The 24,316-nt window shown below is 38.0% G+C and carries 17 protein-coding genes and 1 pseudogene; 15 read left to right on the top strand and 3 right to left on the bottom strand.

The features are described from left to right. Positions 1–14 precede the first annotated feature (14 nt). Positions 15–1,103, top strand: coding sequence for a GerAB/ArcD/ProY family transporter (locus QUF78_RS12660; RefSeq protein WP_289324928.1), 1,089 nt, complete (start codon positions 15–17; stop codon positions 1,101–1,103). 1,088 nt (positions 1,104–2,191) lie between these two features. On the opposite strand, the gene QUF78_RS12665 is transcribed toward QUF78_RS12660, so the two are convergent. The 3 genes from QUF78_RS12665 to QUF78_RS12675 all read right to left on the bottom strand — a co-directional run bounded on the left by QUF78_RS12665 (position 2,192) and on the right by QUF78_RS12675 (position 5,878). Continuing rightward, positions 2,192–3,013, bottom strand: coding sequence for an STAS domain-containing protein (locus QUF78_RS12665; protein WP_289324929.1), 822 nt, complete (start codon positions 3,011–3,013; stop codon positions 2,192–2,194). A 658-nt stretch (positions 3,014–3,671) separates the two neighbouring features. Beyond that, a complete protein-coding gene (locus QUF78_RS12670; protein ID WP_034306249.1) occupies positions 3,672–4,799 on the bottom strand; it encodes an IS110 family RNA-guided transposase in 1,128 nt (375 codons plus the stop codon). 638 nt (positions 4,800–5,437) lie between these two features. Next, complete coding sequence (locus QUF78_RS12675) at positions 5,438–5,878, bottom strand: Rrf2 family transcriptional regulator (RefSeq protein ID WP_289324930.1); 441 nt, start codon at positions 5,876–5,878, stop codon at positions 5,438–5,440. Between the two features lie 226 nt (positions 5,879–6,104). Between QUF78_RS12675 and QUF78_RS12680 the strand changes: the two genes are divergently transcribed. The 14 genes and pseudogenes from QUF78_RS12680 (at position 6,105) to QUF78_RS12745 (ending at position 24,255) form a co-directional block, all read left to right on the top strand. After that, the gene (locus QUF78_RS12680) at positions 6,105–6,968 is read left to right on the top strand and encodes an SDR family oxidoreductase (protein ID WP_289324931.1); all 864 of its coding nucleotides are present in this window, start codon (positions 6,105–6,107) and stop codon (positions 6,966–6,968) included. A gap of 269 nt (positions 6,969–7,237) precedes the next feature. Next, positions 7,238–8,510, top strand: a pseudogene (locus QUF78_RS12685) (IS110 family RNA-guided transposase). A gap of 604 nt (positions 8,511–9,114) precedes the next feature. Next, positions 9,115–9,396 carry a VOC family protein gene (locus QUF78_RS12690; RefSeq protein ID WP_289327308.1) on the top strand — a complete coding sequence of 94 codons (282 nt, stop codon included), beginning with the start codon at positions 9,115–9,117 and terminating at the stop codon, positions 9,394–9,396. A gap of 957 nt (positions 9,397–10,353) precedes the next feature. Next, positions 10,354–11,619, top strand: a complete 1,266-nt coding sequence (locus QUF78_RS12695) for a benzoate/H(+) symporter BenE family transporter (protein ID WP_101225188.1) — start codon at positions 10,354–10,356, stop codon at positions 11,617–11,619. 777 nt (positions 11,620–12,396) lie between these two features. Next, on the top strand, positions 12,397–12,855 hold the full coding sequence (locus QUF78_RS12700; protein WP_230175739.1) for an SRPBCC family protein: 459 nt from the start codon (positions 12,397–12,399) through the stop codon (positions 12,853–12,855). A 41-nt stretch (positions 12,856–12,896) separates the two neighbouring features. Beyond that, positions 12,897–14,465, top strand: a complete 1,569-nt coding sequence (locus tag QUF78_RS12705) for a class I adenylate-forming enzyme family protein (protein WP_289324932.1) — start codon at positions 12,897–12,899, stop codon at positions 14,463–14,465. 31 nt (positions 14,466–14,496) lie between these two features. Further along, positions 14,497–15,288: an enoyl-CoA hydratase/isomerase family protein gene (locus QUF78_RS12710; protein ID WP_101225186.1), complete on the top strand. Its 792-nt coding sequence runs from the start codon at positions 14,497–14,499 to the stop codon at positions 15,286–15,288. 99 nt (positions 15,289–15,387) lie between these two features. Continuing rightward, positions 15,388–16,662, top strand: a complete 1,275-nt coding sequence (locus QUF78_RS12715; RefSeq protein WP_289324933.1) for a benzoate/H(+) symporter BenE family transporter — start codon at positions 15,388–15,390, stop codon at positions 16,660–16,662. Positions 16,663–17,173: 511 nt separating this feature from the next. Continuing rightward, positions 17,174–17,761, top strand: coding sequence for a UbiX family flavin prenyltransferase (locus QUF78_RS12720; RefSeq protein WP_289324934.1), 588 nt, complete (start codon positions 17,174–17,176; stop codon positions 17,759–17,761). 81 nt (positions 17,762–17,842) lie between these two features. Beyond that, positions 17,843–19,177: an MFS transporter gene (locus tag QUF78_RS12725; RefSeq protein ID WP_289324935.1), complete on the top strand. Its 1,335-nt coding sequence runs from the start codon at positions 17,843–17,845 to the stop codon at positions 19,175–19,177. An 18-nt stretch (positions 19,178–19,195) separates the two neighbouring features. After that, positions 19,196–20,653 carry an aldehyde dehydrogenase family protein gene (locus QUF78_RS12730; protein WP_289324936.1) on the top strand — a complete coding sequence of 486 codons (1,458 nt, stop codon included), beginning with the start codon at positions 19,196–19,198 and terminating at the stop codon, positions 20,651–20,653. A gap of 17 nt (positions 20,654–20,670) precedes the next feature. Further along, complete coding sequence (locus tag QUF78_RS12735; protein WP_144553665.1) at positions 20,671–21,822, top strand: iron-containing alcohol dehydrogenase; 1,152 nt, start codon at positions 20,671–20,673, stop codon at positions 21,820–21,822. A gap of 57 nt (positions 21,823–21,879) precedes the next feature. Next, the gene (locus tag QUF78_RS12740) at positions 21,880–22,728 is read left to right on the top strand and encodes a R2-like ligand-binding oxidase (RefSeq protein ID WP_289324937.1); all 849 of its coding nucleotides are present in this window, start codon (positions 21,880–21,882) and stop codon (positions 22,726–22,728) included. Positions 22,729–22,842: 114 nt separating this feature from the next. Next, positions 22,843–24,255 carry a sodium:solute symporter family protein gene (locus QUF78_RS12745; protein WP_289324938.1) on the top strand — a complete coding sequence of 471 codons (1,413 nt, stop codon included), beginning with the start codon at positions 22,843–22,845 and terminating at the stop codon, positions 24,253–24,255. Positions 24,256–24,316: the final 61 nt, after the last annotated feature.

The following is a 24,316-nucleotide window of genomic DNA, read 5'->3' on the forward strand; positions in this document are numbered from 1 at the left end:
AGAGGAGGAGCCACGTGAAATCATTACTAGACCAACGACATTTAGTATCTTCCTTTTACGTTTTCTTTCTGATCTACACGAGTATTATTGGCATAGGAATCATGAGTTTTCAACGAGATATAACGAAGGACGCAGGTTATGATGCATGGATATCCATCATTTTATCAAGTATAAGCATTCATATACTAGTTTGGATGATCTATCGTATTCTTGGAATTGCTAAAAATGATATCATACATGTTCACAAATTTTGCTTTGGAAAATGGATTGGCGGACTGTTCAATATTTTTGTGATTTTCTACTTTCTTATATTAGCGTTAATTGTCTTCCGTGTTTATATTGAAGTTGTTCAAGTTTGGCTGTTTCCCTTAATGAAGACCTGGCAAATAAGCCTCATTCTTCTAGTCCTCATTTATTATGTTGTATCCGGTGGATTCCGCGTGATTACTGGAATGTGTTTTTGGGGAACTATTATACCTTTTATTATCCTGTTTCCCCTTAATTTTTTTTCGTTGGAATTTGCCAATTTTCACAATTTATTACCCGTCTTTAACCACTCTCTGAAGGAAATCGTATCATCCTCTAAAGCTATGTTGTTTCAGTATGTTGGCTTTGAGACCTTATTCATGTTCTACCCATTCATAAAAAATCCAGACAGATCACAAAAATGGGCCCATTTTGGACTTTTGTTCTCAAGCTTACTTTATCTAATAATAGCACTCATCACATTTGTCTTCTTTAGTGAAGGACAATTAAACCATACAATATGGCCAACATTAACTCAAATGAAAATTGCGAAATTCCCTCTAATAGAAAGAGTCGAATTTATCGTTGTTTCGATTTGGTTACTTCTCATATTACCCAATATCAGTGTGAAAATATGGGCAGGTTGTCGTGCTATTAAGAAAGTAATAAATGTGAAACAACGTATAAGTCTGTTCATTGTTCTGGTCCTATTCTTTATTATAGCTAATGTGCTCAAAGAGAGGAGTCAAATAGAGCGATTGAATGAAATGTATTCAAACATTGCTTTTTACTTTGTGTATCTATATATTCCTTTTCTCTTTTTGTACATTCATATTAAGCATAAAATAACTAAGTAGGACGGAAAGCTTCTAGAAACTTATAATACAATCTGGGCAGATCGTTTTGTAAGGATTCAACAGAAAAGGTCAGCAGTTACATTTAGGAAGGTGAACCATTCAAATCACAGAAATTACAATGGATGATCCTAAACTAAGGGAGGTGTTAGTTCGCCTTATTGAGTCGGGGATTTGTCACACTGATGTTTTAACACCCATCAAGCTTACCACTATATATTTCTCCATTGGTTCTTGTAAATTAAGGTATCATAACGCATTTTGTTGGTTTGAAGTTAATTAGGGGGGGAATGGGAGTAAGTAGGGTAGGTGCAATTATACTTGGAATAAGCATAAGAATCTTAGTTTTAATATTAATTACAGATTAAAATAAGAAAAGAAAATTGAAGAGAACCATTTGATTGATTAATGATGTACTTCTTAAACTAACGAGTGCGATACTTCAATAAGAGGTATCGTTTTTCTTATTGAGCTCCCATGAAAATTAAAAAAGCTCAAAATCCAGAAAAAACCACAACAAAATAGACCCAGTAAAAACGCTTTTTAAAAAAGGCTGAGCCTTATGAGTGATCTGATTGAGTTTGGTAAATCGTTAAACAAAACCTCCAATCATTGGAAATTAAGTAAAGGCTAGCGCGACGATCAAAAAAGGATTAATCTCCCAAAAGTATTACCCATAAAGGGCGCGGCAGTCGATGGTACACCGTGCTCGTCGGAGTCAGACTAACTGATGGGCTCAAAGGCACCATAGTTCAACAACCTTCTTCGCCAGCCATTAAAACATTATCGACCTAGAGACCAATTTTCATTCTCTGCGGTGAAGCGCTGATTTTTGCGCTTCATGGATGGCTAACGGGTGCGTTAGCTGAAAACAGGAGCTGTTTTTAAGGCAGCACATTCTTTATGTAACGGCATTTTAGTTGAAGAAAAAAATGATTTGATTAGTGTTGAATTAAAAACTAAATACCCTAACTATAGCTTATACCAAGGCGTAACTGCCGGGCAGGAACAAATATTTAGACAGTTGGTCAGAATATATTAAATAAGAAAAAAGTGTCGGCAAAGCGACTCTCCTCTAAAATTCTCCGTGTTTAACTTAATAAGTATTTATTCAATGCTTGTTGTAAAGTTCCTAATGTTTGTGCTTTTTCATTTAATCTTATTCCTACGTTTATCATACTACTGACCACTTCAGCTCTTAACCCGGTAATCACAGTGGTACATCCCATTAATGAAGTGCCGTCTATAATCTTCATTAAATGATCAATTACTTCGGTCTCGATTTCCATAATTCCAGATAAGTCCATAATCAATGTTTGAATACGTAATTTTCCAATCTCTATTAAAACTTTTTCCTCGAGAATATTCGTTCGGTAAAGATCAACCGCACCAATAAGAGGCAAAATACATATAGTGGGTGTTATTGGTATTATAGGCACTGAAAGATTTTCAACCAATTCTTTTTGAGCCATTATCAACGAATCTTTGTATTGAGAATATGTAATAAAAAAAACATTTAAAAATCTGTCTACCTGATTATTAACTTGTTTTTCTACCGAAAAAAATTCTTCAGTAATAACCTTATTCTTTACCTCGTTATATTCTTGTAGGAACCTCCACAAGGTCCTTCGAATGGCTTGCACCCACTCTAATTTGAAAGTTAATGGAATTGCGTGTGTCGCCCAAGCTATACCTTCTTGTGTAGCAAATGATTGAAGCTCCTGTTCTTTAGCCTCAATAATGTATTGAATCAGCCTATGGGCATTATTTATCAGGTCAATATTACCGATCGTTAAAATTTCTTCAATTTTTTCTTTCACATTAGATGCTTCGTTTAATAATGAATTTTCAAAATCCGCTTTATTTTCTTGGATGAATTCCAGTAATTTATATGTATCTAGTGACCCCTTCATAATTTAATCCCCCTATTTTTTATATACCAAAACTATAATTACCCTGTAATTATAATTACTAAACCCGTTTACACTATAATAAGCTTCTACTTTAAAGGGAAAATGGATGTATTTATGTTAATTAATCTTGTTAAGATTTTTACTTAAACTAACGGGCGTTATCTGAAGATCAGAGCTGTCTTTAAGGCAGCTTTTTCTTTATGCAACTGATATGAACGAAACTGTCAACCCACCACACCCAAATGTTTTTAAATGGTGTTTCATTCAGCTATGAATAGAGTTATTCCTTGTTCAACTTATAAACCAAATATCCTTTCGGATTTAGCTTGTCAAGGGCGTACTTTCCCTTGATAAGCTAAATCGAAATGGATACAATTCTAAAAGTTGAACAAGGATAACCTTAAAAACTTGGCACGAAGGCAAAAACGTTGACGGTGGTATACAAACTGATATGCGTGGGTTGGTTACCACATTTCACTCCATCCGTCACGGAGCTGCCTCGGACTAACGGCGCACGTTCAGTTCCTAGACCTAGTGCATAGTTGCACATGAGGGTTCTCCTTCCCGGGGGTTTGCCTTCGAGCCAAATCTTCAATTCTAAATCACAAAATTATGATTCGATAAAATCATTTATTACATAATCTTACTTTCGATCTACTTAAGCAACATTCGATACACTTACTTGCTTATCCTCAATGGCACAACCGATAGCCCAAATAAAACCAAGTAATTCTCTGGCTACTGCAACAACAGCTACTTTTCCACCTTTTCCTTTAGCAGAGATGCGATGATATTTCATATGAAGACGGTGTTGAGCTTTCCAAGCAATACGTTTTGCCTCTGGATCTTGACCTTCTTGACGTTTAAGCAATTCACCTTTAAGAGATGGTCGATGGCGATAAGACCAACAAACTTCTACTATGGAACGACGAATTTGGGAGTTTCCGGTTTTCGTAATGGAACCTTGCCAACGACTAGACCCACTCGAGTATTCCTTTGGAACAAGTCCAGCATAGGACATCAGTTGTCTTGGGTTTGAAAAGCGAGAAAACTGTCCAATTTCAGCTACCAAAGTAACAGCTGTGACTTCTGCGACTCCTCTTAATGTTTGAAGAGCTTGAATTACCGGAGCATGTTCACTTTGAAGGGCTTCTTCATGAATTTGAGCTTCGATACGTTTCATACGATCTTCAACTTCATTGATTGCATGAAGATATTCTTGAAAAACAATACGTTGAGAAGCTCTTTCAAATGTTAATCGTTTTAACCATTCACGATGTTTTACGGACCAATTTCTAACTCCTTGCGGAGGACGTATTCCATGGCGAAGTAAGAAGTGAACAAGTCTCTGGCGAGAACTTTGTAAATCCTCACGAGCATCATGACGAGCACGAATTAAGTCTCTCAATGCTTCATGATCTTCATCTGGAACCCATACAGAAGTAAGCTCTCCAGCGCGAAGTAGCTGAGCTAATCTAATAGAATCTCTTTTATCTGTTTTTACACGATCGCCCGATCGCTTTGGAATAAGGGAGGGTGCGACAACCATACAATCAATGTCCATAGATAGAAGAAATCGATAAATTCCATACCCAGAAGATCCTGCTTCATAACATACTAATAGGCTTTCAGGCTTCCCTAACTTTTTCATCAATTTGCGAATATCCTCTGGTTTATTTTGAATAGTTCCATGAAATCTAGGTTCACCACGACCAGAATCAGCAATCGCAACAGCAATTGAATCTTTAGATACGTCTAAACCAACAAATTTTTGAACATCCTTCATAATATAGGCTCCTTTTCGTGTGTAGCTCTACACTTGGTTTTTTATTTTTGGTAGTAACATTATGACCAAGTGCAATCTACGTTAAGCGATGGGAGCCGTTTTCGTTCATTATGACTAACGGGGCAGGATAGTTGCATAAGCGTAGTGTAGTCGTACTGCGCAATAGGTTCTTTCAAATATTCCCCATAGTTACTCATTAAGATAATTCTGATAAAATAGATATTATTTATTAATTTGGAGGCAACATGACTGACTTAGAAAGACAACCGACGACTACTTTATTGGCCCAACTAACTTATAGCCCTTTATATATCATCACTGTAATAATGGCTCTTGGAGTGCTTATTTTCTTAAAAAGTGAAAAAGGTTGCTTAATGTTTTTGATTAGAATTTGGGCTGTGTGTCATATAATTATTTACTTACTAGCTATTTACTTTAATTTAACAAACCCTAATTAATGCACAGTTTGTGTCAACTCTACAATAAGTCTTTATAGAACTAACGGGTGCTTTACTTCTTTACCAAGCGAATCAGTAGCTCCTTCTGTTATGCAACAAACGGTGCAGGGCAGGTTAAAGAAGGGATTTGGACTACGAAAAAAAGACATTCTGTTTTCAAGAATGTCTTTTATTAATTTATTATTGTATTTTAAGTTTTTCTTTTTCAACAATATCCTTAGCAATATCTTCAATGGTTACATTTTCCAGTACCTTTTCCATAGCAAATTGAGCTGCTGACAACACAGGAGTGATCGAATCTTGAATGTTCCTGCCCACAAGGCAATCAGGGTGCGGATTTTCATGCACACTAAACAATTCTTTTTCCTGCACAACATCGACCGCCTTATAAACGTTAAGTAATGTTATATAAGAAGGTTCCTTGGCTAGTTTTGCCCCTGCAATACCAGGTTGTACTTCAATTAACCCTGCCTTTTTTAACATACCCATAATTTTTCTTATCAAGGTTGGGTTCGTGTTTACGCTCCCCGCTAAGAACTCCGATGAGCTTATTCCCTCTTTATTTAATTCAATAAGAGCTAATATATGAACACCAACGGTAAATCGGCTGCTGATGGACATATCATTCACCTACCTTTTACTTCATCGCAAAGTTTATTACACAGATTAATCATGAATTTAATTTGATTACAACGTATTATACCTTAAAATTTGAAGAAAATATAAAAGGTTTATAAATTGGTTGACAAGACAACTACATGTATCTATTATAAATACATGTATTAGATATAGATACAGGTTAATGGATGTTTAATTTGAATATAAAATATTATTGGAGGAATACCAAATGAAAATATTAGTAACAGGAGCAACAGGAAAGTTGGGAACGAAAGTTGTAGAAACCTTATTGAAAACTGTACCAGCTAATCAACTGGCTGTAAGTGTGCGAAATCCAGAGAAAGCTGAAGAATTAAGAACTCGCGGAGTAGACGTACGTCAAGGAGATTTTGATCGTCCAGAAACATTGGATACAGCTTTTGCAGGAATTGATCGCTTGTTAATTATTTCTGCGGATGGAGACAATGAAACAAGGATACGTCAGCATTCAAATGCGGTAGTTGCGGCAGAGCGTGCTGGAGTTAAATTTATTGCTTATACTAGCTTGGCCAATGCAAAGGAAAGTAAAAATTTTCTTGCTCCAACGCATCAGGCAACAGAAGAATCCATTCTGAAAACAGGCATTCCATACTCCTTCTTACGCAACAACTGGTATTTGGAGAATGAAATTTCAAGTATTCAAGGTGTTCAAGCAGGAGCTCCTTGGGTGACATCAGCAGGAAATGGCAAGGTAGGATGGGCACTACAACAAGATTATGCAGAAGCTGCGGCATCGGTACTATCTGGTAACGGACACGAAAATACAATCTATGAGCTTTCTGGCAAGTTATTGACTCAGGAAGAACTTGCATCTGCAGTTGGTAATGTATTGGGTAAAGAAGTACCTGTTCAACAGGTTGATGATGCTACTTATGCTAATATTATGAAAAGTGTTGGCTTACCTGATTTCCTTATTCCTATGCTCATTGATATCCAAAAAGGCGTTCGAGAAGGCACCCTTGAAGTAGAAAGCAATGATTTCGAAAAACTTCTTGGACGGTCAGCTACACCAATTAGTGAGGGCTTAACTCAAATCATTAAAGGTATCTCTTAAACAGCATAATTGAACTTAATTTAAACTAGAAAGGTCGGTCGGTTTTAAATATAAGAATCATGCAACGCCAATAAGAGATTACTTGTATTCAATATGTAAAATGTTCATGGGGAAGGTTGCTAAGGCAGCCTTTTTCTTATAGAGCTAAAGGGCAGCATTCCTGTAATAACTGAAAATGAGGTTTGAACGAAAAAAGACCTCTTGATAAGATGAATGTGTCCTGAGCTAGCCAGCTAAAAAGGACAATACATCTATTTGGAGGTCTCACAATGAATTATAACCAAAATCATAAAATCTCTCAAATTACTACTGAAACCTTAATTGTCGGAGTAGATATAGCCAAGCACAATCATGTCGCGAGAGCACAGGATTTTAGAGGATTGGAACTGGGTAAAACGTGTTTCTTTGAAAATATGAAAGCATGTTTCGTTCATTTCTAGATTGGATTAACCAACTTGCGTGATTGTAGGCATGGAGCCAACCGGTCACTACTGGTTAAATCTAGCTCATCTTCTAAAAGAGAATAATATTAAGTTCGTATCTGTCAATCCACTACATGTTAAACGAAGTAAAGAATTAGATGATAGTTCACCTACAAAGAATTACGTGAAAGATGCGAAAGTCATCGCACAATTAGTCAAAGACGGAAGATACGCCGAACCAACAATTCCACGAGGAATTTATGCAGAACTCCGAGTGGCCAAAAAACTTCGCGATCTTCTTAACGTTGATTTACAGGTCGTTCAGGGACAAGTTCATAACTGGCTTGATCGTTACTTTCCCGAATTTTTGACGGTGTTCAAAAGTTGGGAAGGCAAGGCAGCTATTCATTTTCTAAAGCTAGAAGCCTTGCCACATGAACTTGTAAAGTATACGGATGAAGAGCTCTTACTTTCCCTAAGACAAGTGGTAAAACGCAGTATAGGCTTAAAGAAGATACGAGCACTTAAAGAAGCAGCCAATCGTTCGATTGGTATTCGTCAAGGGGCAGCTATGGCGAAATTAGAGTTGAGAGCTTTACTAGAGAAGTATGATTTTATTCAAATGAAATTCGAAGAAATAGATCATCAATTAGATCAGTTATTAGACCATATCCCAGGTGTCACACAGATGTTAGAGGTGTCAGGAATCGGTCGAGATACAGTAGCAGGGTTTTTCGCAGAGGTCGGCGACCTCAGAGACTATCAACATCCTCGCCAAATCGTAAAATTAGCAGGTTTAAGTTTAAAAGAAAACACATCCGGAAAGCACAAAGGTCAGACCAAGATTACCAAACGGGGACGAAAGAAATTAAGGGCTCTCTTATTCCGGGCAGCCATGATACTGGTGGCAAAGAACAAGGCTTTTAAAGCTCTTCATATATATTACACAACACGTTCTCACAATCCCTTAAAGAAAATGCAATCTCTGATAGCGTTGTGTAACAAGCTTATTCGAATTCTGTTTTCAATCGGTAAAAAACAATTTACGTTTCAAGAAGACAAGGTGTTAAAGGATATCCCTCATATGGCAACATTTGTAGACCATCAAACTGTCGCATAGTTCATTGAATTTTAAGGTTACACGGTCATTTAATTAACACTTATTTAAAAGTGAAGCACGGATTAGTCGGCAAAGCAACTAACGTGAGGACTTAAGTCCTGTGGGGCAGCATGACCGACATCCACCTCATGGAAAGGTTGAACGAAGGAATGTAGGAGCATCGACTCTGTGAGACATGGGAGGGTTGACCTCCATGAGACATGTGGATATCCTAAAGTGCAATCATAACATTACTCAAACTAATTTTTTCCTATAATTGGCTAGTTTAGTATACCCTTTTTTCGATAAATCCCTATCCTTGAGGAGTAATGCTGAGCTTACTTAGATAACGGTTAATGATATGACTATTAAATCCTGCGAATAAGCGAGTATTTGTGAGAAAATCGGATTAAACTGAGGGAGTTCAACAAGCGCAGTGTAATCGAACTATGATGAACCCTTAAAGGGATTTTTTGAAACTTGTTGAATTTCTTTAGGTAAGATTCAATGAAAGGTGGAAAACGATGAAAATGGCCAGTTCTCCGATTAATAGTAAAATAAACAATGTTTTTATCCATGTTAAAGATTTAAAAAATCAGTTGAATGGTATTGCAATCTCCTTGGCATCTCTCAGAATAATGACTCTGTAAAATCACCTGTTTACAATATTCCTGTAACAAGTGAAACTGGATTAACTTTAGATGACCATACGTTTGATCCGAATTTTATATTTAAGCCAACCAATAATGTGTTATTTAATTTTTACGCAAAAGATATAGACGAAGCTCACCAATTCATCAAGAGTAATAACATATCCATTGTCAAAGAAATAGAGCGAATTGGAGATTTTGCTTATTTTAATTTTCAAGACCCGGATGGTAATGTACTAATGATTTGTAATGGTTAATTTTCTTAGGGAGTAGTCGGCTACACTACTTCCTTTTAACTTCGCAGTTTGCGTCAACTCTACAACAAGTCTTAAGAAACTACCATGAAAATAAGTTTCTTTAAAAATGAAAAATGACAATACTTAAGAAGACCCTGCTCAATCGTTTAAAAAAAGAAGAGAGCGTTAATTAATTAGTCTATGGATTAGGGTTGACTGGATTAAGGTCAGTATCAGTATTTGAAGTGAACCCAAAAAGTTAGACACTTTATTTACTTAAGTTGCCTTGAGGGCATGAACCCGGTAATCTACCGGGCTCATGCCTTTTAATTTTTCCTTGATTCGTTGCATAAGGGTAGTACTACAATGGTATGGGTATCAAAATTGTAGACGAAGAAAAAAAGCTAATATGTAATTACGTCGGCTGAGTACCATTTTATAATGCCTTTAGATATACATGTAACTGGTATTTACATAATAATTTATAACTCAATAATTTAAGAAGTTGTCTATTAATACTATGATAAGAAGCTTTGTAATAGGAAAAACCTTTATTACTAGAGTTTGCTCTGATCAAAGCGAGAAGTATGTTTTTCACGTACTGTCAGTAATAGCGTGCTAAAGAAGAGGAATGTTTTGTTTGACAGATTTATTTTGAAATAAGAATAGTAAGATTTTAAAAGACTGATCTATATTAATTGATTATTCTGTTATTAGGGAAGGTTAACTCTACTTCAAATATCTTTATAAGATTTTCCTTACCTTTATTGGTAAACGCTTTCTTTTTTGGGGGGATTTGATTCATAAAATAGGAGGGATGACAACGTGGACGATAAAAGGAAAACGTAAATCTCTGGCCACTATTTCGTTAGCTAATACCAAAAGTAATAGTATTCCGTTTTAGATTCCGTCCTAGGAGTTGGCCAGAGACAGAATCTTTTTCTATCCAATGAGATGATAAAAAAGGAGGTTCCCAAAATGAGTATCGAAAGAGGTACAGACGTTAGGAAAAACATTATGGATTTTTTTGGTAATTTAACTCCCGCTGCTCTTGGAACTGGTTTGGTTGCTGCATTGTTTAGCATTATGGGGCCAGGTTTAATAGTAATGAATTCAGCTAAAGAAGGTAATCTTTCTGTTGAGCAGGCAATTTCTTGGTTGTTTATTATTTATACGGCGGGAGGTATATTTACGATTATCTTGTCACTCCGCTATCGCATACCTATTGTGGTGGCCTATAGCATACCTGGTGCAATATTAATAGGTAATGCCTTAAAGCATATACCCTTTAATGAGGCAATTGGTGCATCTATTGTTGCTGGAATAGTAGTTACAATTCTTGGATTGTCAGGGGTAATCAAGAAGGTAATAGAATTAATTCCTCTTCCGGTTATGCTAGGAATGATTGCGGGTGTCCTTCTATCTTTTGGTATCAAAGCAATACAGGCTGTGGTAGAGGCACCAGCAGTTGCAGGGAGTTCTTTTGCAGTCTTCTTCCTCTTAATGGCGATGAAAAAATTCTCAAGAAAATTCCCGCCTATTCTAGGAGCAATAATAATAGGAGGGATAATCGCAACAGCCCTTGGGCAAACGAACTGGGGGTCGATACAACCTTCATTTGCTCATCCTATATTTGTAGTACCTCATTTTAGTATTCAAGCTACATTAGAACTAACGTTGCCCTTAATTATATTGATAATTGGTGTTCAGAATATGCAGGCTGTCGGGGTCCTATTTGCTACAGGATATAAACCTCCTATCAATGCTATGTTTACTATTCCAGGTATTGGTACAATCGTTAACTCTCTTTTTGGAGGACACCCAACTGTTATAGCTGGACCAAGTACTGCAATGGTTTCTAGCGATGCAGCAGGTGAGGATAAAAATTTGAGATATGTAGCGGCAACTTTTGATGGATTACTTTGGATATGTTTTGGTTTAGTAGCCGGGATGGTTATTGCGGTTTCGACGGTGGTTCCTGGTCAATTGCTTTCTGTGCTCGGTGGTCTTGCTATTTTTAACGTGTTTATAAGTACATTTGCCGGGGCTTTCAACGGGAAATTTAAAAATGGAGCCATGGTAGCATTTCTTATAGCCATTTCTAATGTAACAGTATTTACTGTTGGTGCCGCTTTCTGGGCTCTATTGGTAGGATTTGTCGTTTCATTATTACTTGATCGAGAGGACTACAGCAAAGCAAAAAGTAAAATGGATTCAAAAAAAGATGGAGCAAAGATTGCATAGTAATATAAAGGGTTTGGGATTTATGAAGCTCCCCTTTGGACTATATCCCTTAAAAGGGACAAATTAAAAAGGGGTACTCTATAAGAATATGGATCATGGTATTTGAACTGGAGTCTTTTCTTTAATTTCCATTGGTTTCTCTCAAATAATAATCGTATCTAAATGGTCTGCCTTTGTTTTATTTCATTAAGTTCTTACGTGACTTATGATCCATTACATCTTTAAGATGACAACATAATTACAATTTGAATTATCCTAATCTTCTTTTTTGAGACATTGATTCTGTTACCTTTAGTTTTTTTAAAAGAGGAGGATGTAATGGAAGCCAATGGAGAAATAGAAAATGACATTAGGGTGAAATTGTTATACTAAGCGTCTTTCCATTTACACAATGTGTAAAAAAATAGAATTACCTAATAGATGACATATTAATTTATCAGTCAACATATTTGAGGTATGGGAACATATTGGCATAGTAAAAAACTTTGGAGTAAATGGTATTCTCTAAGTTTATATTAAGTTAAAAAAAATTAAAAGCCTGTGCGCAATTTTAGAAGGGGAATATTGAATCTTCGAAATAATAAGAAATATTTTAAGTGATTTAAACAAGATTTTGAAAATGGAAAGTAAGTTTATAGATTATTATGCTAGTAATGGAAGGTGAAATCACAATTAAAACAATCCATATTATTAATGTAATACTTTTTTTTCATTTATTATTTATCATTTGAAACCGCTTTCTTGAAAACGTTGTTAAAGATAGGATAGGAGGAGTTTATGATGGAAGGTAAAGGGAGTTTGAATTTGCCAGCAGGAATTGAACAGTCTTGGGATGTGTTATTAGATTCAGAGGTGCTTAAGAGATGCATCATGGGGTGCAAAAAATTGGAATTAGTTGAAGAAAATAAATATGAAGCTGATATATCAATGGGTGTTGCATCAGTGAAAGGTGATTACTCTACAACAATTGAATTAGCGAATATTAATAAACCGATATCTTATCAAATGATCGTTAAAGGTGAGGGAGGACCTGGAAGCATAGAAGCCGTCGCAGATATTACTCTTGAATCAGTAGATGAAAACAACACTGTTCTCTCTTACAGCTTTGAAGCAGAAGTAGGAGGAAAAGTTGCGATGGTCGGTCAGCGAATGCTAGGAGGCGTATCTAAACTGGTTATTAAAGACTTCTTCAAAAAATTTGGGAAAGAATTAAAAAAGGCTGAAGTTACCAATTAAATAAGTAATGAACCATCAAGGGGAGAAAGGAGAGATTTTTTATGAATTTAGGTACATTATTGGATTTTGCGGTGGAACGCTATCCAAATCAAATTGCTCTCGTTCAAGGCCTGAAATCTTATACTTATGCCCAATTACAAAAGGAAGTAGAAAAAGTTGCTGCCTCTCTGCAGCGTTTAGGCATTCAAAAACAGGACCGTGTTGTTGTCATCTTAAAGAACAGACAGGAAAATGTTATGGTTTACTGGGCAATACAACAGATTGGTGCAATCTATACTCCAATAAACCACCGCTTATCCGCCAAAGAGGTCGAGTATTGTGTAAACGATTCTGATGCGAAGGCCATCATCTTTGAATCAACCAGTCAAAGTGCTGTGTCAGGTGCGAACTTTCTCGAAAGACCAATCTTGATTGGTGTTGAAAATGATAATGGTGTGGATATTTCTTATCAGGAATTAGTAGACAGAAGCCCAGGAAGCTATCAAAGGCCAATTCTAGATGAGAATGATATATCGATAATGCTATACACATCCGGTACAACAGGACGTCCAAAGGGAGTACCACGAACACATAGGAATGAATATGCCTCGGCTATGGCACATATCGTCCAAAACCAGTACCAGTTGTGGGAAAGTACATTAGGAGTAATGCCGCTTTATCATACAATGGGTGTTCGTTCGTTGCTCTCTATGACTTTTTTAAATGGAAAGTTTGCTCTTTTATCAAACTTAGACTTTGATGCTGGAGAGGCGCTTGAAATTGTAGAAAGAGAAAAAATTTCATCCCTTTATTTAGTTCCGACGCTTTATCATGATATGTTATCATACCCGGATTTTGGCAGGTATAACCTTACCAAGCTTGAAAAAATCGGGTATGCTGGTGCCGCAATGACCACTACATTAGTAAATCAATGTGTGGAGTTACTTAAACCAAAACTGTTTGTAAATCATTACGGTAGTACGGAGGTATATACGTTTACGATCTGCCCTGATGTACATGAAAAGCCAGGCAGTGCAGGTAAACCGGGGATTCATCAAAATATTCGCCTGGTAAAAGCAGATCCAGACGGTCATTCTACTCCTGATGATATTGTTGGGAGAGAAGAAGTCGGCGAAATTATTGCAAATCTGAAGTCCGTTGAAGCCTTTAAAGGGTATTGGAATCGCCCGGAGGCGACGGATAAAACTATTCGAGATGGCTGGTATTTTACAGGAGATATTGGCTTTATTGATAAAGACGGTGACTTATTCGTTGTTGGCCGGGTTGACGATATGATTATCTCTGGGGGAGAAAACATTCATCCATTAGAAGTCGAGGATTGTCTGACTCAACATCCAAAAGTTAGGGAAGCTACCGTAATTGGGAAGCTTGATGAGCGCTGGGGACAGATTGTTACCGCTTATATTGTTGCTAAAGACGAATCTGTTACAGAGCAAGAACTGGATGAATTTTGCAAGAATCTACCCAGTTTATCAAATTTCAAAAGGCCTCGTAAGTATACGTTTGTAAAAGAGATTCCAAAAAGTCCTGTAGGGAAAATTCTTCGCCGTAAATTGCGCGAGGGTGATATTGATGCACCGCACAATGAAAGTGAAGCTATCAGCCAATAAAAATTTTAAAATAGAAAAGGGGAAATAACAAATGACTATAACAGAGCAAACGTATGACCATATTCGGGTAGAGAAAAATGCAGAAAAACAAACGGCAACAATCGTGTTCGATCGTCCAGAGAAAATGAATTATATCAGTATGCTCGGCAGAGAACAGCTGACAGAGATTTTTGATGGTTTGAATCAAGATGATGAAGTGCGTGTCATTATCCTCAAAGGAGCAGGAGATGTATGCTTCAGTGCAGGAGGAAGCATCCCAGAATTTATGGCGACCCATCAAGAAAAACTTTCCCATTTAGCCGAAAACGTGGCTGCTCCTGAACGCTCTCCAAAACCTGTCATCGCTCAGCTGCAGGGATATACGTTCGGTGTAGGCCTAGAACTTGCGATGGCCTGTGATTTCAGGATTGCACGGGAAGATACCCTGCTTGCCCTTCCAGAAATGAACCTAGGAATGATTCCTGGGAGTGGAGGTACACAGAGAATTGCAAAGATTGTGGGCTTAACAAGAGCAAAGGACATGATCATGCGTGCCAGAAAAATTCCTGCAAATGAAGCGTATCAATGGGGTCTATTAACACAAGTAGTGTCCAAAGGGGACCTTCAACAAACAGTGGATTCGTTAGTTGAGGAGCTTGTTCAATTTTCTCCGCTTGCTCAGCGTGTTGCAAAAGAAGTGTTGAACGCTTCTGAAGAAAGTCCGCTGGGAGTCGGATTGAAAATGGAAGGGAAAGCCTACGGCCTCCTTCGCACAACAGAAGACTTTAAAGAAGGCGTAGATGCGTTCGTAGAAAAGAGAAAACCAGTTTTTACAGGGAAGTAATAAAATGAGAATCACCGGCAGCCTCTGCCGGTGATTCTCATTTTAGATCAAGAAAAGCGCTTTAAATCATGTTTGATTCAGGGAAGTTAATAGAACGATATGGGAAGGATTGAAGGTATGCAGCTAAAAAAGAGTTCTGAAAACAAGAAAGGTTTATTAAGTCATTTAAATGTAAGAACGGTTAGTGCAGGAACGCTGGCAGCAATTTTTGGCTGTAGTGGTCCGTCGCTAATTATAATAAACGGAGCATCAAATGGTGAATTAACTCAAACACAAATGATTTCTTGGTTATTTGCGATTTATTTTTTTGGTGGGATATTAGGAATACTCATCTCCTTAAGAAATAAGCAGCCGATTGCTGGCGCTTATTCAATTCCAGGTGCTGTACTTGTTGTAGGTTCACTGTCAAACTATTCTTTAAATGAAGCTGCTGGTGCTTATTTGGCAGCAGGCCTCATTGTCTTTATGTTAGGGATAGCAGGGGTTATTGGTAAAGTTATGCACTGGATTCCGGTTCCAATTGTTATGTCGATGGTCGTTGGAACAATGATTAGTTTTGGGACTGAGATGATTGCATCCCTCGAAAAAGCACCAATCATTGCAGGTTCATCCATCCTCGTGTATCTTCTCTCATTCCGTTATATAAAAAAATTTCCACCTATTTTAATATCATTTGCTGTTGCTATCATTTTATCGGTTTGGATGGGAGAATTCCAAGTGAAAGATGTGAGTTCCGTTTTTGTCGTTCCTCAACTAGTGACTCCATCATTCAATATTGATGCGATTATTTCAATGGGCACCCCTCTTGCACTTTTAGTAATTGGTGCTGAAAACGCCCAGGCTACAGGTGTGTTAAACACCCAAGGATATAAACCACCGGTTAATGAGATGACGATTTTAAGCGGAATTGGCGGGGTTATTACGTCTTTTTTTGGAGGTCATAATGCGAATATTGCGGGGTCAATGACTGCAATCTGCGCATCAAAAGAAGCTGGTCAAATGGAAGGAAGATATGCAGCAGTAGTTGTATGTGGTGTGTTATTTTCTACCTTTGGATTGTTTGCAGGTACAGTCATGCCTTTTGTAGCTGCAATGCCGAAAGTATTAATCAGTACTGTTGCAGGACTGGCTATGATGGGAGTGCTTTTAAGTTCATTACAAGAAGCGTTTTCTAAACCCCAATTCCAAGTTGGTTCATTTTTTGCCCTTATCATTGCGATGTCAGGAGTCCATTTTTATGATATAAGCTCTTCATTCTGGGCGATATTGGGTGGTGTTGCTGTTTCTCTAATTATTGAAAAGCCTGATTTTAAAACCATCATTGTTCAACAAAGTAAAAATAGTACAGATTCTAACGTTTCTCAAGGAGTTTGAAATAAATAATAAACATTCATCTCTAATAAAAGCCCTCTCGATTAAGAGAAGGGCTTTTACATTAAACAATCACAGTTGGATATCCTTTTTACTTCAATTTTGAAAGGTACCGAATCGGAATTAGTACTATATATTACGCAGTTCACAAGGTGTGACAGTAAAATGAATGCCACTCAGATCGGTGTCGACGTTTCAGAGGAAGAGCAAAATTTTTTTTGTTTATTTGAAATTTGCCATCCAGTAAGGTTCGAGCCTTACCCTAGTCTTCAAGAAAAGCGGAACTGCAGGCGTTCCAGTTGTAACGTCATTCGTTCCAGTTGGATGGTTAATGGGTAGGAAAGAGTGAATTTTAAACAGTTTATTAATGGCATGAAACTTGCAAATATAAGAGATGAATATTGAAAGTTGAAGGGGGGAACTTTGAAAAGCGTGCAGTGAACAAAAGTGGATGGATTACCCGCTACAAAGTGCATGATCAAAAAAGTTTTTTTCAAATATAGGAGGGAACAGAGTGAAAAAAATTGTTATAGGTATATCAGGGGCAAGTGGATCCATATACGGTATTAGATGTCTTGAGACATTAAACAAACTTCAAATTGAAAGTCATGTAATTATTAGTTCCTCTGCTGAAAAAACCATCGAATATGAAACAGAATACTCGGTGGAACAAGTAAAATCACTGTGCAGTTATGTATATGACTCATATGATATAGGTGCAAGCATCTCAAGTGGTTCCTTTCATGTTGACGGGATGATCATTGCTCCATGTTCTATTAAAACTCTATCATCTATCGCAAACAGTTTTAATGATAATTTAATCACTAGAGCTGCTGATGTAACTTTGAAGGAACAAAGGAAGTTGGTTCTAATGGTCCGTGAAACACCATTGCATTTAGGGCATTTGCGGCTAATGCAATCAGCTGCAGAGAATGGTGCGGTAATCCTCCCTCCTGTTCCTAGTTTTTATCATAAGCCAACATCATTAGATGATATTGTTAATCAAAGTGTAGGTAAGGCGTTAGATCAGTTTGGTATTGATGCTCGACTGTTTGAACGGTGGTCGGGACTCAATAAAGATGAAATAATAACCAATCTATAATCATTATTTTTTGGGTATTAAAAAACTATTTTCCGGTTTAACATGACTCAGAACATAATATGAAAAAATGGAGGTCCTCTAATGTCTAATGTAGTCGCTCATTCTGAACAAGAAAATGTAACCGTTAACAGACGTCAGGTTGTCTCTGCAATGACAGCATCACTATTAGGGTGGTCTTTTGATCTTTATGATCTTTTTCTTCTACTTTTTGTGGCTCCCACAATTAGTGTACTATTTTTCCCTACAACCAGCCCTACGCTTTCTTTAGCTGCTGTTTATGCTTCTTTTGGGGTAACGCTTTTGATGCGGCCTCTTGGGTCGGCAATATTTGGATCCTATGCAGATAAAAACGGGCGAAAGAAAGCAATGATTGTTTCTGTGGTAGGGGTTGGAGTTAGTACAGCTGCCTTTGGTCTTTTGCCTACTGTCCCACAAATTGGTGTGACGGCTGCAATCCTTTTTTTAATTCTACGATTAGTTCAAGGGGTCTTTGTCGGCGGTGTCGTGGCATCTACACATACAATTGGAACAGAATCTGCGTCGCCTAAATGGCGCGGATTGATGTCTGGTCTTATAGGTGGGGGAGGAGCCGGGTTAGGAGCATTATTCGCTTCACTAACGTTTACCATCGTTTCTGCTTTTTTTCCTGGTGAAGCGTTTAATGATTGGGGTTGGCGAGTCATGTTCTTTACAGGGATTTTAGGTGCAGTAGCTGGTCTACTTGTATTTAGAACACTTAACGAGTCTCCGCTTTGGGCACAATTACGTAAAGAAAATGAAGAAAAAGGGCAAGAGGATGTAATACCGCAGTCTCCTATTAAGACCCTATTTACAAAATATTTCCGAGTTATAGCTGTGAATCTAATGATTGTTATTGGTGGTGGTTCAGGTTATTACCTTACAGCTGGTTTTATTCCCACATTTCTAAAAGTAGTTAACAATGTATCTTCAGAAGTTTTATCAGGTGTTCTCATTGTCTCAAGTATTGTCACGATAATTTCGGCTTTACTGTTCGGACAACTTAGTGAAATTATTGGAAGAAAAAAGACCTTTTTAGTTATTGGATGTTTAAATATCGTCGGACTTCCATATTTTTATCTAGCATTAGCCGATTCTGTTACAACGACTTCGATTTATTTGAATACGATGGGTCTGGTGTTTTTAGGAAATGCTGCTTATGCACCTGTGTTAATTTTTCTTAATGAACGCTTTCCTACATCAATACGGTCTACGGGTACAGGACTGTCATGGAATATGGGATTTGCAATTGGCGGTATGATGCCAACTTTCGTAACATTAGCAAGCGGTTCGATTGAAAATATACCGTACACACTTATGTATTTTGTGATTGTAATTTTTCTTGTCTACATTATTGGAAGCCTCATCGTTCCAGAAACAAAAGGCAATCTCAAATAGAAACGGGGGGGGTAAATAGTGATTACAAAATTAGAGATTACTAGAAATTATATTAATGGCGATTGGCAAGAAGCCAAAACTGGGGAAACGATGACATCCGTAAATCCTGCTACAGGTGAGATCGTTGGAGAGTCACAGAAATCGGGATTAGAAGATATTAAATTGGCAATTAAATTGGCGAAGGCAGCATTTCATACATCCGACTGGCGTTCAAATTCTTCGCGACGTTCTGATGCTTTAATGCAATGGGCTTATAAATTGAAGGAAAATAGAGAAGAAATTGCTAGAATTTTAACCACAGAGAACGGAAAGCCGATAAAGGAGTCTCGTATAGAATTGGACGCCTGTATTGATACGTTAAAATATTTTGCAGGTATGGCTCGGAGTATATTCGGTAGGTCGATAAATCTTTCCTCCACGTCATATGGCATCATTGACAAAGAGCCGATTGGAGTAGTAGGGATTATTTCACCTTGGAACTGGCCGGCTATGCTAATGATTCGAGAGGTTGCTCCAGCCCTTGCTGCAGGAAACGCAGTGGTTTTAAAACCGGCAAGTCGGACACCACTTATCAGCACTGCCATTGTCAAATTAATCGAGGAAAATAGCGATTTTCCACCAGGAATTGTGAATATCGTGTCTGGTCCGGGAAAGGTTATTGGAGATGAAATGACTACAAATCCCGATGTTAATGCCATCAGCTTTACAGGTGACACGACTACTGGCAAAAACTTAATGAAAAAAGCAGCAGAAAAGGTGAAGAAACTTGCTCTTGAACTGGGGGGGAAATCTCCTAATATAATATTTCCTGATGCAAACCTTAACAAAGCAATTCAAGCCGTTGCAAAATCAGCCTTTATTACTGCCGGCCAAATGTGTTTTGCTGGATCAAGAGTGATTGTTCATGAGTCGATTCATGAAGAAGTGGTGGAAGGATTGCGTAAACAGGCTGAAAAATTGAAAGTTGGTAACGGGTTAATTGAAACAACCGATATGGGACCTGTCATCTCGGAAGAACAGCTTAATAAAATTTTGGAATATTGCGAGATTGGAAGACAAGATGCAAAACTTATTACGGGTGGTAATAGGTTGACCGGTGGAGATTACGATAAAGGGTATTATATTGAGCCAACCATTTTTGATCAGGTGCCAATTGAATCAAGAATAGCACAAGAAGAGATTTTTGGGCCCGTGCTGGCCATACAAGTTTTTAGGGACGAGAAAGAAGCGATCTCACTTGCTAATGGAACAATTTTCGGTTTAGCTGCTGGCGTTTGGACAAAGGATGTCAACAGAGCTGTGAGAATTGCGAAAAAGGTGGAGGCCGGAACGGTTTGGATTAATACCTATAACAAAAATTACCCACAGGCAGAATTTGGGGGTTATAAAGAGAGCGGAATTGGGCGTACAAGGGGAATTGAAGGATTAATGGAATATACCGAAACAAAACATATTAATATTGAAATAGAAGAATAGGGGGGAATCTATCTATTATGTATCAATCATTTGAGTTTCATCTTCCCACAAAGATTTATTTTGGATATAACAAAATCAACGAACTTAACAATATACCTTTTAAAGTAAAACGTGCCTTTATCGTTACTGATAACGGTGTCTTAAAATCAGGGTTAATCGAAAATGTAACAAAAATCTTAGAGGACAATCACATTTCTTATGTGATTTATGATGATGTGGAACCGGATCCGAGCGTTGAAACCGTTGACAAAGCAGCTCACGGGTTTCAACAGGAAGAATGCGATGCTTTAATCGCCATTGGCGGGGGCAGTCCGATCGATACAGCCAAAGGTGTTCGTGTAATAGCTGGAAATGGAGGGAGTATTCGTGATTATGCTGGAGTAAATCTTATCAAGCAATCATCCAATATTCCTCTCATTGCAATACCTACGACATCCGGCACCGGAAGTGAAGTGACCATGTTTGCTGTTTTTTCGGATTGGGAGGAGAATCGAAAAGTTACGGTAACGAGCCCATTCATCGCACCGGATATAAGTATAGTGGACCCTAAAATGACGATGACTGCACCAACGAAAATTACAGCAGCCTCAGGATTTGATGCCTTTGCACATGGGGCAGAGTCATTTGTGTCACGGATATCCCAGCCTGCCAGTGACGCACTTGCATTATCAGCCATGCGAACTGTTAGCAAATACCTTCGTCGGGCCGTATTTAATGGAAATGATGTAGAGGCAAGGATCAAAATGGCAGAAGCTAGTCTCTTGGCCGGTATGGCATTCAATCAATCATTCCTCGGATTGACACATGCCATTGGAAGTGCGTTAAGCGGATATGCCCATGTTAGTCACGGAGTGGCAATAGGTCTGCTTTTACCGGAGGTTATCCGCCGTAATTCGATATCCCTGGTCGATAAGCATGTTGAAATGGCGAGCGTTTTTCGAGTAACTGATCCATCGTTACCTGGTTGGAAGATTACAGACCAATTAATAGAAGATGTGACTAAATTACGAAACGATATCGGGCTTCCACAGAAATTGCAGCAGGTGGGGGTTAAAGAAGAGCACCTTAAGGGGATCGCACACGACTCCGTGAAAAGTGGAATGTGGAAATTTAATCCTTGGCTAGCAACAGAAGAAGAGATTTTGGATCTACTGAAAGAACTGTTTTAAAGTTTGATTTTTTTATTAAAGACTATTAATTCTATTATAAAATTGGAGGTAATTGTAATGACAGAAAATATCGATAAAACTGAAGAGCTAATCCCTAGTATTGATAAGACGACGGATGAAGTGGCATGGGACTTATATCGAAAAGCGATTCGTTTTGGGACTTGGGATCCTGCTGCTATCGATCTTAGCCAGGATAAAAGGGATTTTGAAGCGCTTGATGAAGACCTTAAAGGATATCTTATTCATTTTTGTACAGGATTTCTCGATGCTGAAGAAAATGTTGCCTTAAAGTTTTGTCCCTGGATCATGTTAGGTACCTCTACAGAACAACAGGCATTCCTTAGTACTCAATTGCTCGAGGAATTTAAACATACTGAGTTTTTTATGCGCTATTTTAAAGAAGTAATTGGTCGTGAGCGAATTCCTTCAGTGAAAAATATGGTTCAGCAGAAACTTGATAATCGTGTAAAAGTAATGCTGAATGCTCTTGAACAAGGAGAAGAGGAACGTGAGGCTGCACTTGTAGAAGGGTTAACCCATTACCAAGGAATAATAGAAGGTGTTCAAGCGATGACTGGATATGATGTGTTTCGAGGTGTATACGGAAGTAAGGGCCTATTGCCTGGTTTGAGTGAAGGATTTGCCCGAATCAAGGAAGACGAAGGACGGCATGTAGGCTTTGGACTTCGTATGCTAAAGCTGTTTGCCCGTAAACCAGAACATGCCAAGAGAATTCGTGCGTTATACGAAGAATACCTTCCTCTTATCTTGGTTCGATATGATCAACCTGTCATTGTAGACGGTAGGGAATACCCAACTCCACCTGAAGTTCGAGGCCGTGAAAGAGTGTCTAAAATGTTAGAACGCAGACTTAAAGACATATTAGGTTCATCAGTTACCGTTTAATGAGGATTCTTTTATTATGAAAGCATAGCCATTGCGTACCTGGCTTGGGCATCTTCAAACATGAATAAATGAAAATTCATAAATTCATTTCTAGATTAAAATGGGGGAGTTACTGTGCCTAATGGAAATATAATAATTTTAGGAATTGTCGTCTTTTATATTTTGCTTACTGCTTTCTTTGGTTTATATACAAAAAAATTCTCAAAAAGTTCCGATAAGTACATGACAGGCGGAAAGGCGTTTGGGCCTTTTATTATTGGAGTTTTAATGATGTCAGAGTTTATTGGTACCGGATCAACGATCGGAACAGCCCAAACTGCTTACAGCACAGGTATTTCGGCAGCATGGAATTTGATTACACTTGCATTGGCATTTGCGTTATTTGCTTACACTATGGCAAAAAAGTTTCATGAACGGGGAGAGTATACAATCTCGGGAGCCATTGCTAAAACGTATGGGAATGGTGCACGAGTTATAACCTCGCTAATTATGATCTATGCCCTGGCAGTAGTTAATGTTTCAATGTACGCTGGCGGAGCGGCTACATTATCAGCAATTCTTAATGTCCCACATACAATGGCAGCAATAATTGTTGGGGTGATAACCGTAGTATATGTCTCATTAGGTGGAATGTTTGCAGTTGCATATACCAATTTAATTCACGCCTTTATCAAGTACTTGGGTTTGATACTTGCGCTTGCATTTGGTTTGGCGGCAGCGGGGGGACTTTCCGGGTTATCCTTGAATCTAGAGTCTGAGATGTTTGACTGGACGGGAATCGGCTTGTCAACAATCATTGCTTGGACAATAGCTAATATCGGTTCCATTTTTTCAACTCAATATATTATCCAGGCGATATCTTCAACACAAGATGATGCTAAGGCCAAGAAAGCGAGCATCTATGCCGGTTTCCTTGTAATTCCCGTTGGTATCATTGCATCTTTGATTGGGATGACTGCCTCAATTGTTTTTCCGAACATCGCGCCAGCAGAAGCTTTCCCTATGATGACAACGTTAATGAATCCGTTTCTGGCGGGACTAGTTGTAGCTGGATTAATTGCCGCTGTCTTTGGTACAGTTGCAGCTTCAACTATTGGGTCGGCTGCCCTTCTATTGAAAGATTTCTACAATCCCATTTTTAATAAAGATGCTTCTGACACGAAATCGTTGCGGTTTGCCCGAATTGCAACAATTGTTATGGGACTGATTCCGATTCCATTTGCGATTTTTGCACCAGAAATATTAAGCACTGTCTTTTTTGCTAGAGCTTTAAGAACCACCTTAGCCGTTATTGTCGTTTTGATGTTCTATTTCCCGCGTTTTAGTAGTGGACGAGGAGCAGTATTGGGAATGGTCTTTGCCGTGATTACGACAACTGTCTGGTATCTTGGCGGTGATCCATTAGGGATAGATAATATCTATGTCGCTGCAGTTACTCCATTAATTGTCATGTTGTTTGATCATTTCATCAATAAGAATAATAGAGTTTCGTATAACGAACCTAAGGTCAAGACGGAAATCATATAGGGATGAACGCTATAATTGAAGCTAAAATGAAGTAAATAATAATAACTATTAAAAAAATCAG

The sequence above is a fragment of the Peribacillus sp. ACCC06369 genome, assembly GCF_030348945.1.
Classification (GTDB): Bacteria; Bacillota; Bacilli; order Bacillales; family DSM-1321; genus Peribacillus.

Bases quoted from the DNA above. Each gene is read 5' to 3' on its own strand.
- QUF78_RS12680 (WP_289324931.1), top strand. From the start codon at position 6,105: ATGAAAATATTAGTAACAGGAGCAACAGGAAAGTTGGGAACGAAAGTT.
- QUF78_RS12695 (WP_101225188.1), top strand. From the start codon at position 10,354: ATGAGTATCGAAAGAGGTACAGACGTTAGGAAAAACATTATGGATTTT.
- QUF78_RS12735 (WP_144553665.1), top strand. From the start codon at position 20,671: ATGTATCAATCATTTGAGTTTCATCTTCCCACAAAGATTTATTTTGGA.
- QUF78_RS12665 (WP_289324929.1), bottom strand. From the start codon at position 3,013: ATGAAGGGGTCACTAGATACATATAAATTACTGGAATTCATCCAAGAA.
- QUF78_RS12705 (WP_289324932.1), top strand. From the start codon at position 12,897: ATGAATTTAGGTACATTATTGGATTTTGCGGTGGAACGCTATCCAAAT.
- QUF78_RS12710 (WP_101225186.1), top strand. From the start codon at position 14,497: ATGACTATAACAGAGCAAACGTATGACCATATTCGGGTAGAGAAAAAT.
- QUF78_RS12725 (WP_289324935.1), top strand. From the start codon at position 17,843: ATGTCTAATGTAGTCGCTCATTCTGAACAAGAAAATGTAACCGTTAAC.
- QUF78_RS12700 (WP_230175739.1), top strand. From the start codon at position 12,397: ATGATGGAAGGTAAAGGGAGTTTGAATTTGCCAGCAGGAATTGAACAG.
- QUF78_RS12715 (WP_289324933.1), top strand. From the start codon at position 15,388: ATGGGAAGGATTGAAGGTATGCAGCTAAAAAAGAGTTCTGAAAACAAG.
- QUF78_RS12670 (WP_034306249.1), bottom strand. From the start codon at position 4,799: ATGAAGGATGTTCAAAAATTTGTTGGTTTAGACGTATCTAAAGATTCA.
- QUF78_RS12740 (WP_289324937.1), top strand. From the start codon at position 21,880: ATGACAGAAAATATCGATAAAACTGAAGAGCTAATCCCTAGTATTGAT.
- QUF78_RS12675 (WP_289324930.1), bottom strand. From the start codon at position 5,878: ATGTCCATCAGCAGCCGATTTACCGTTGGTGTTCATATATTAGCTCTT.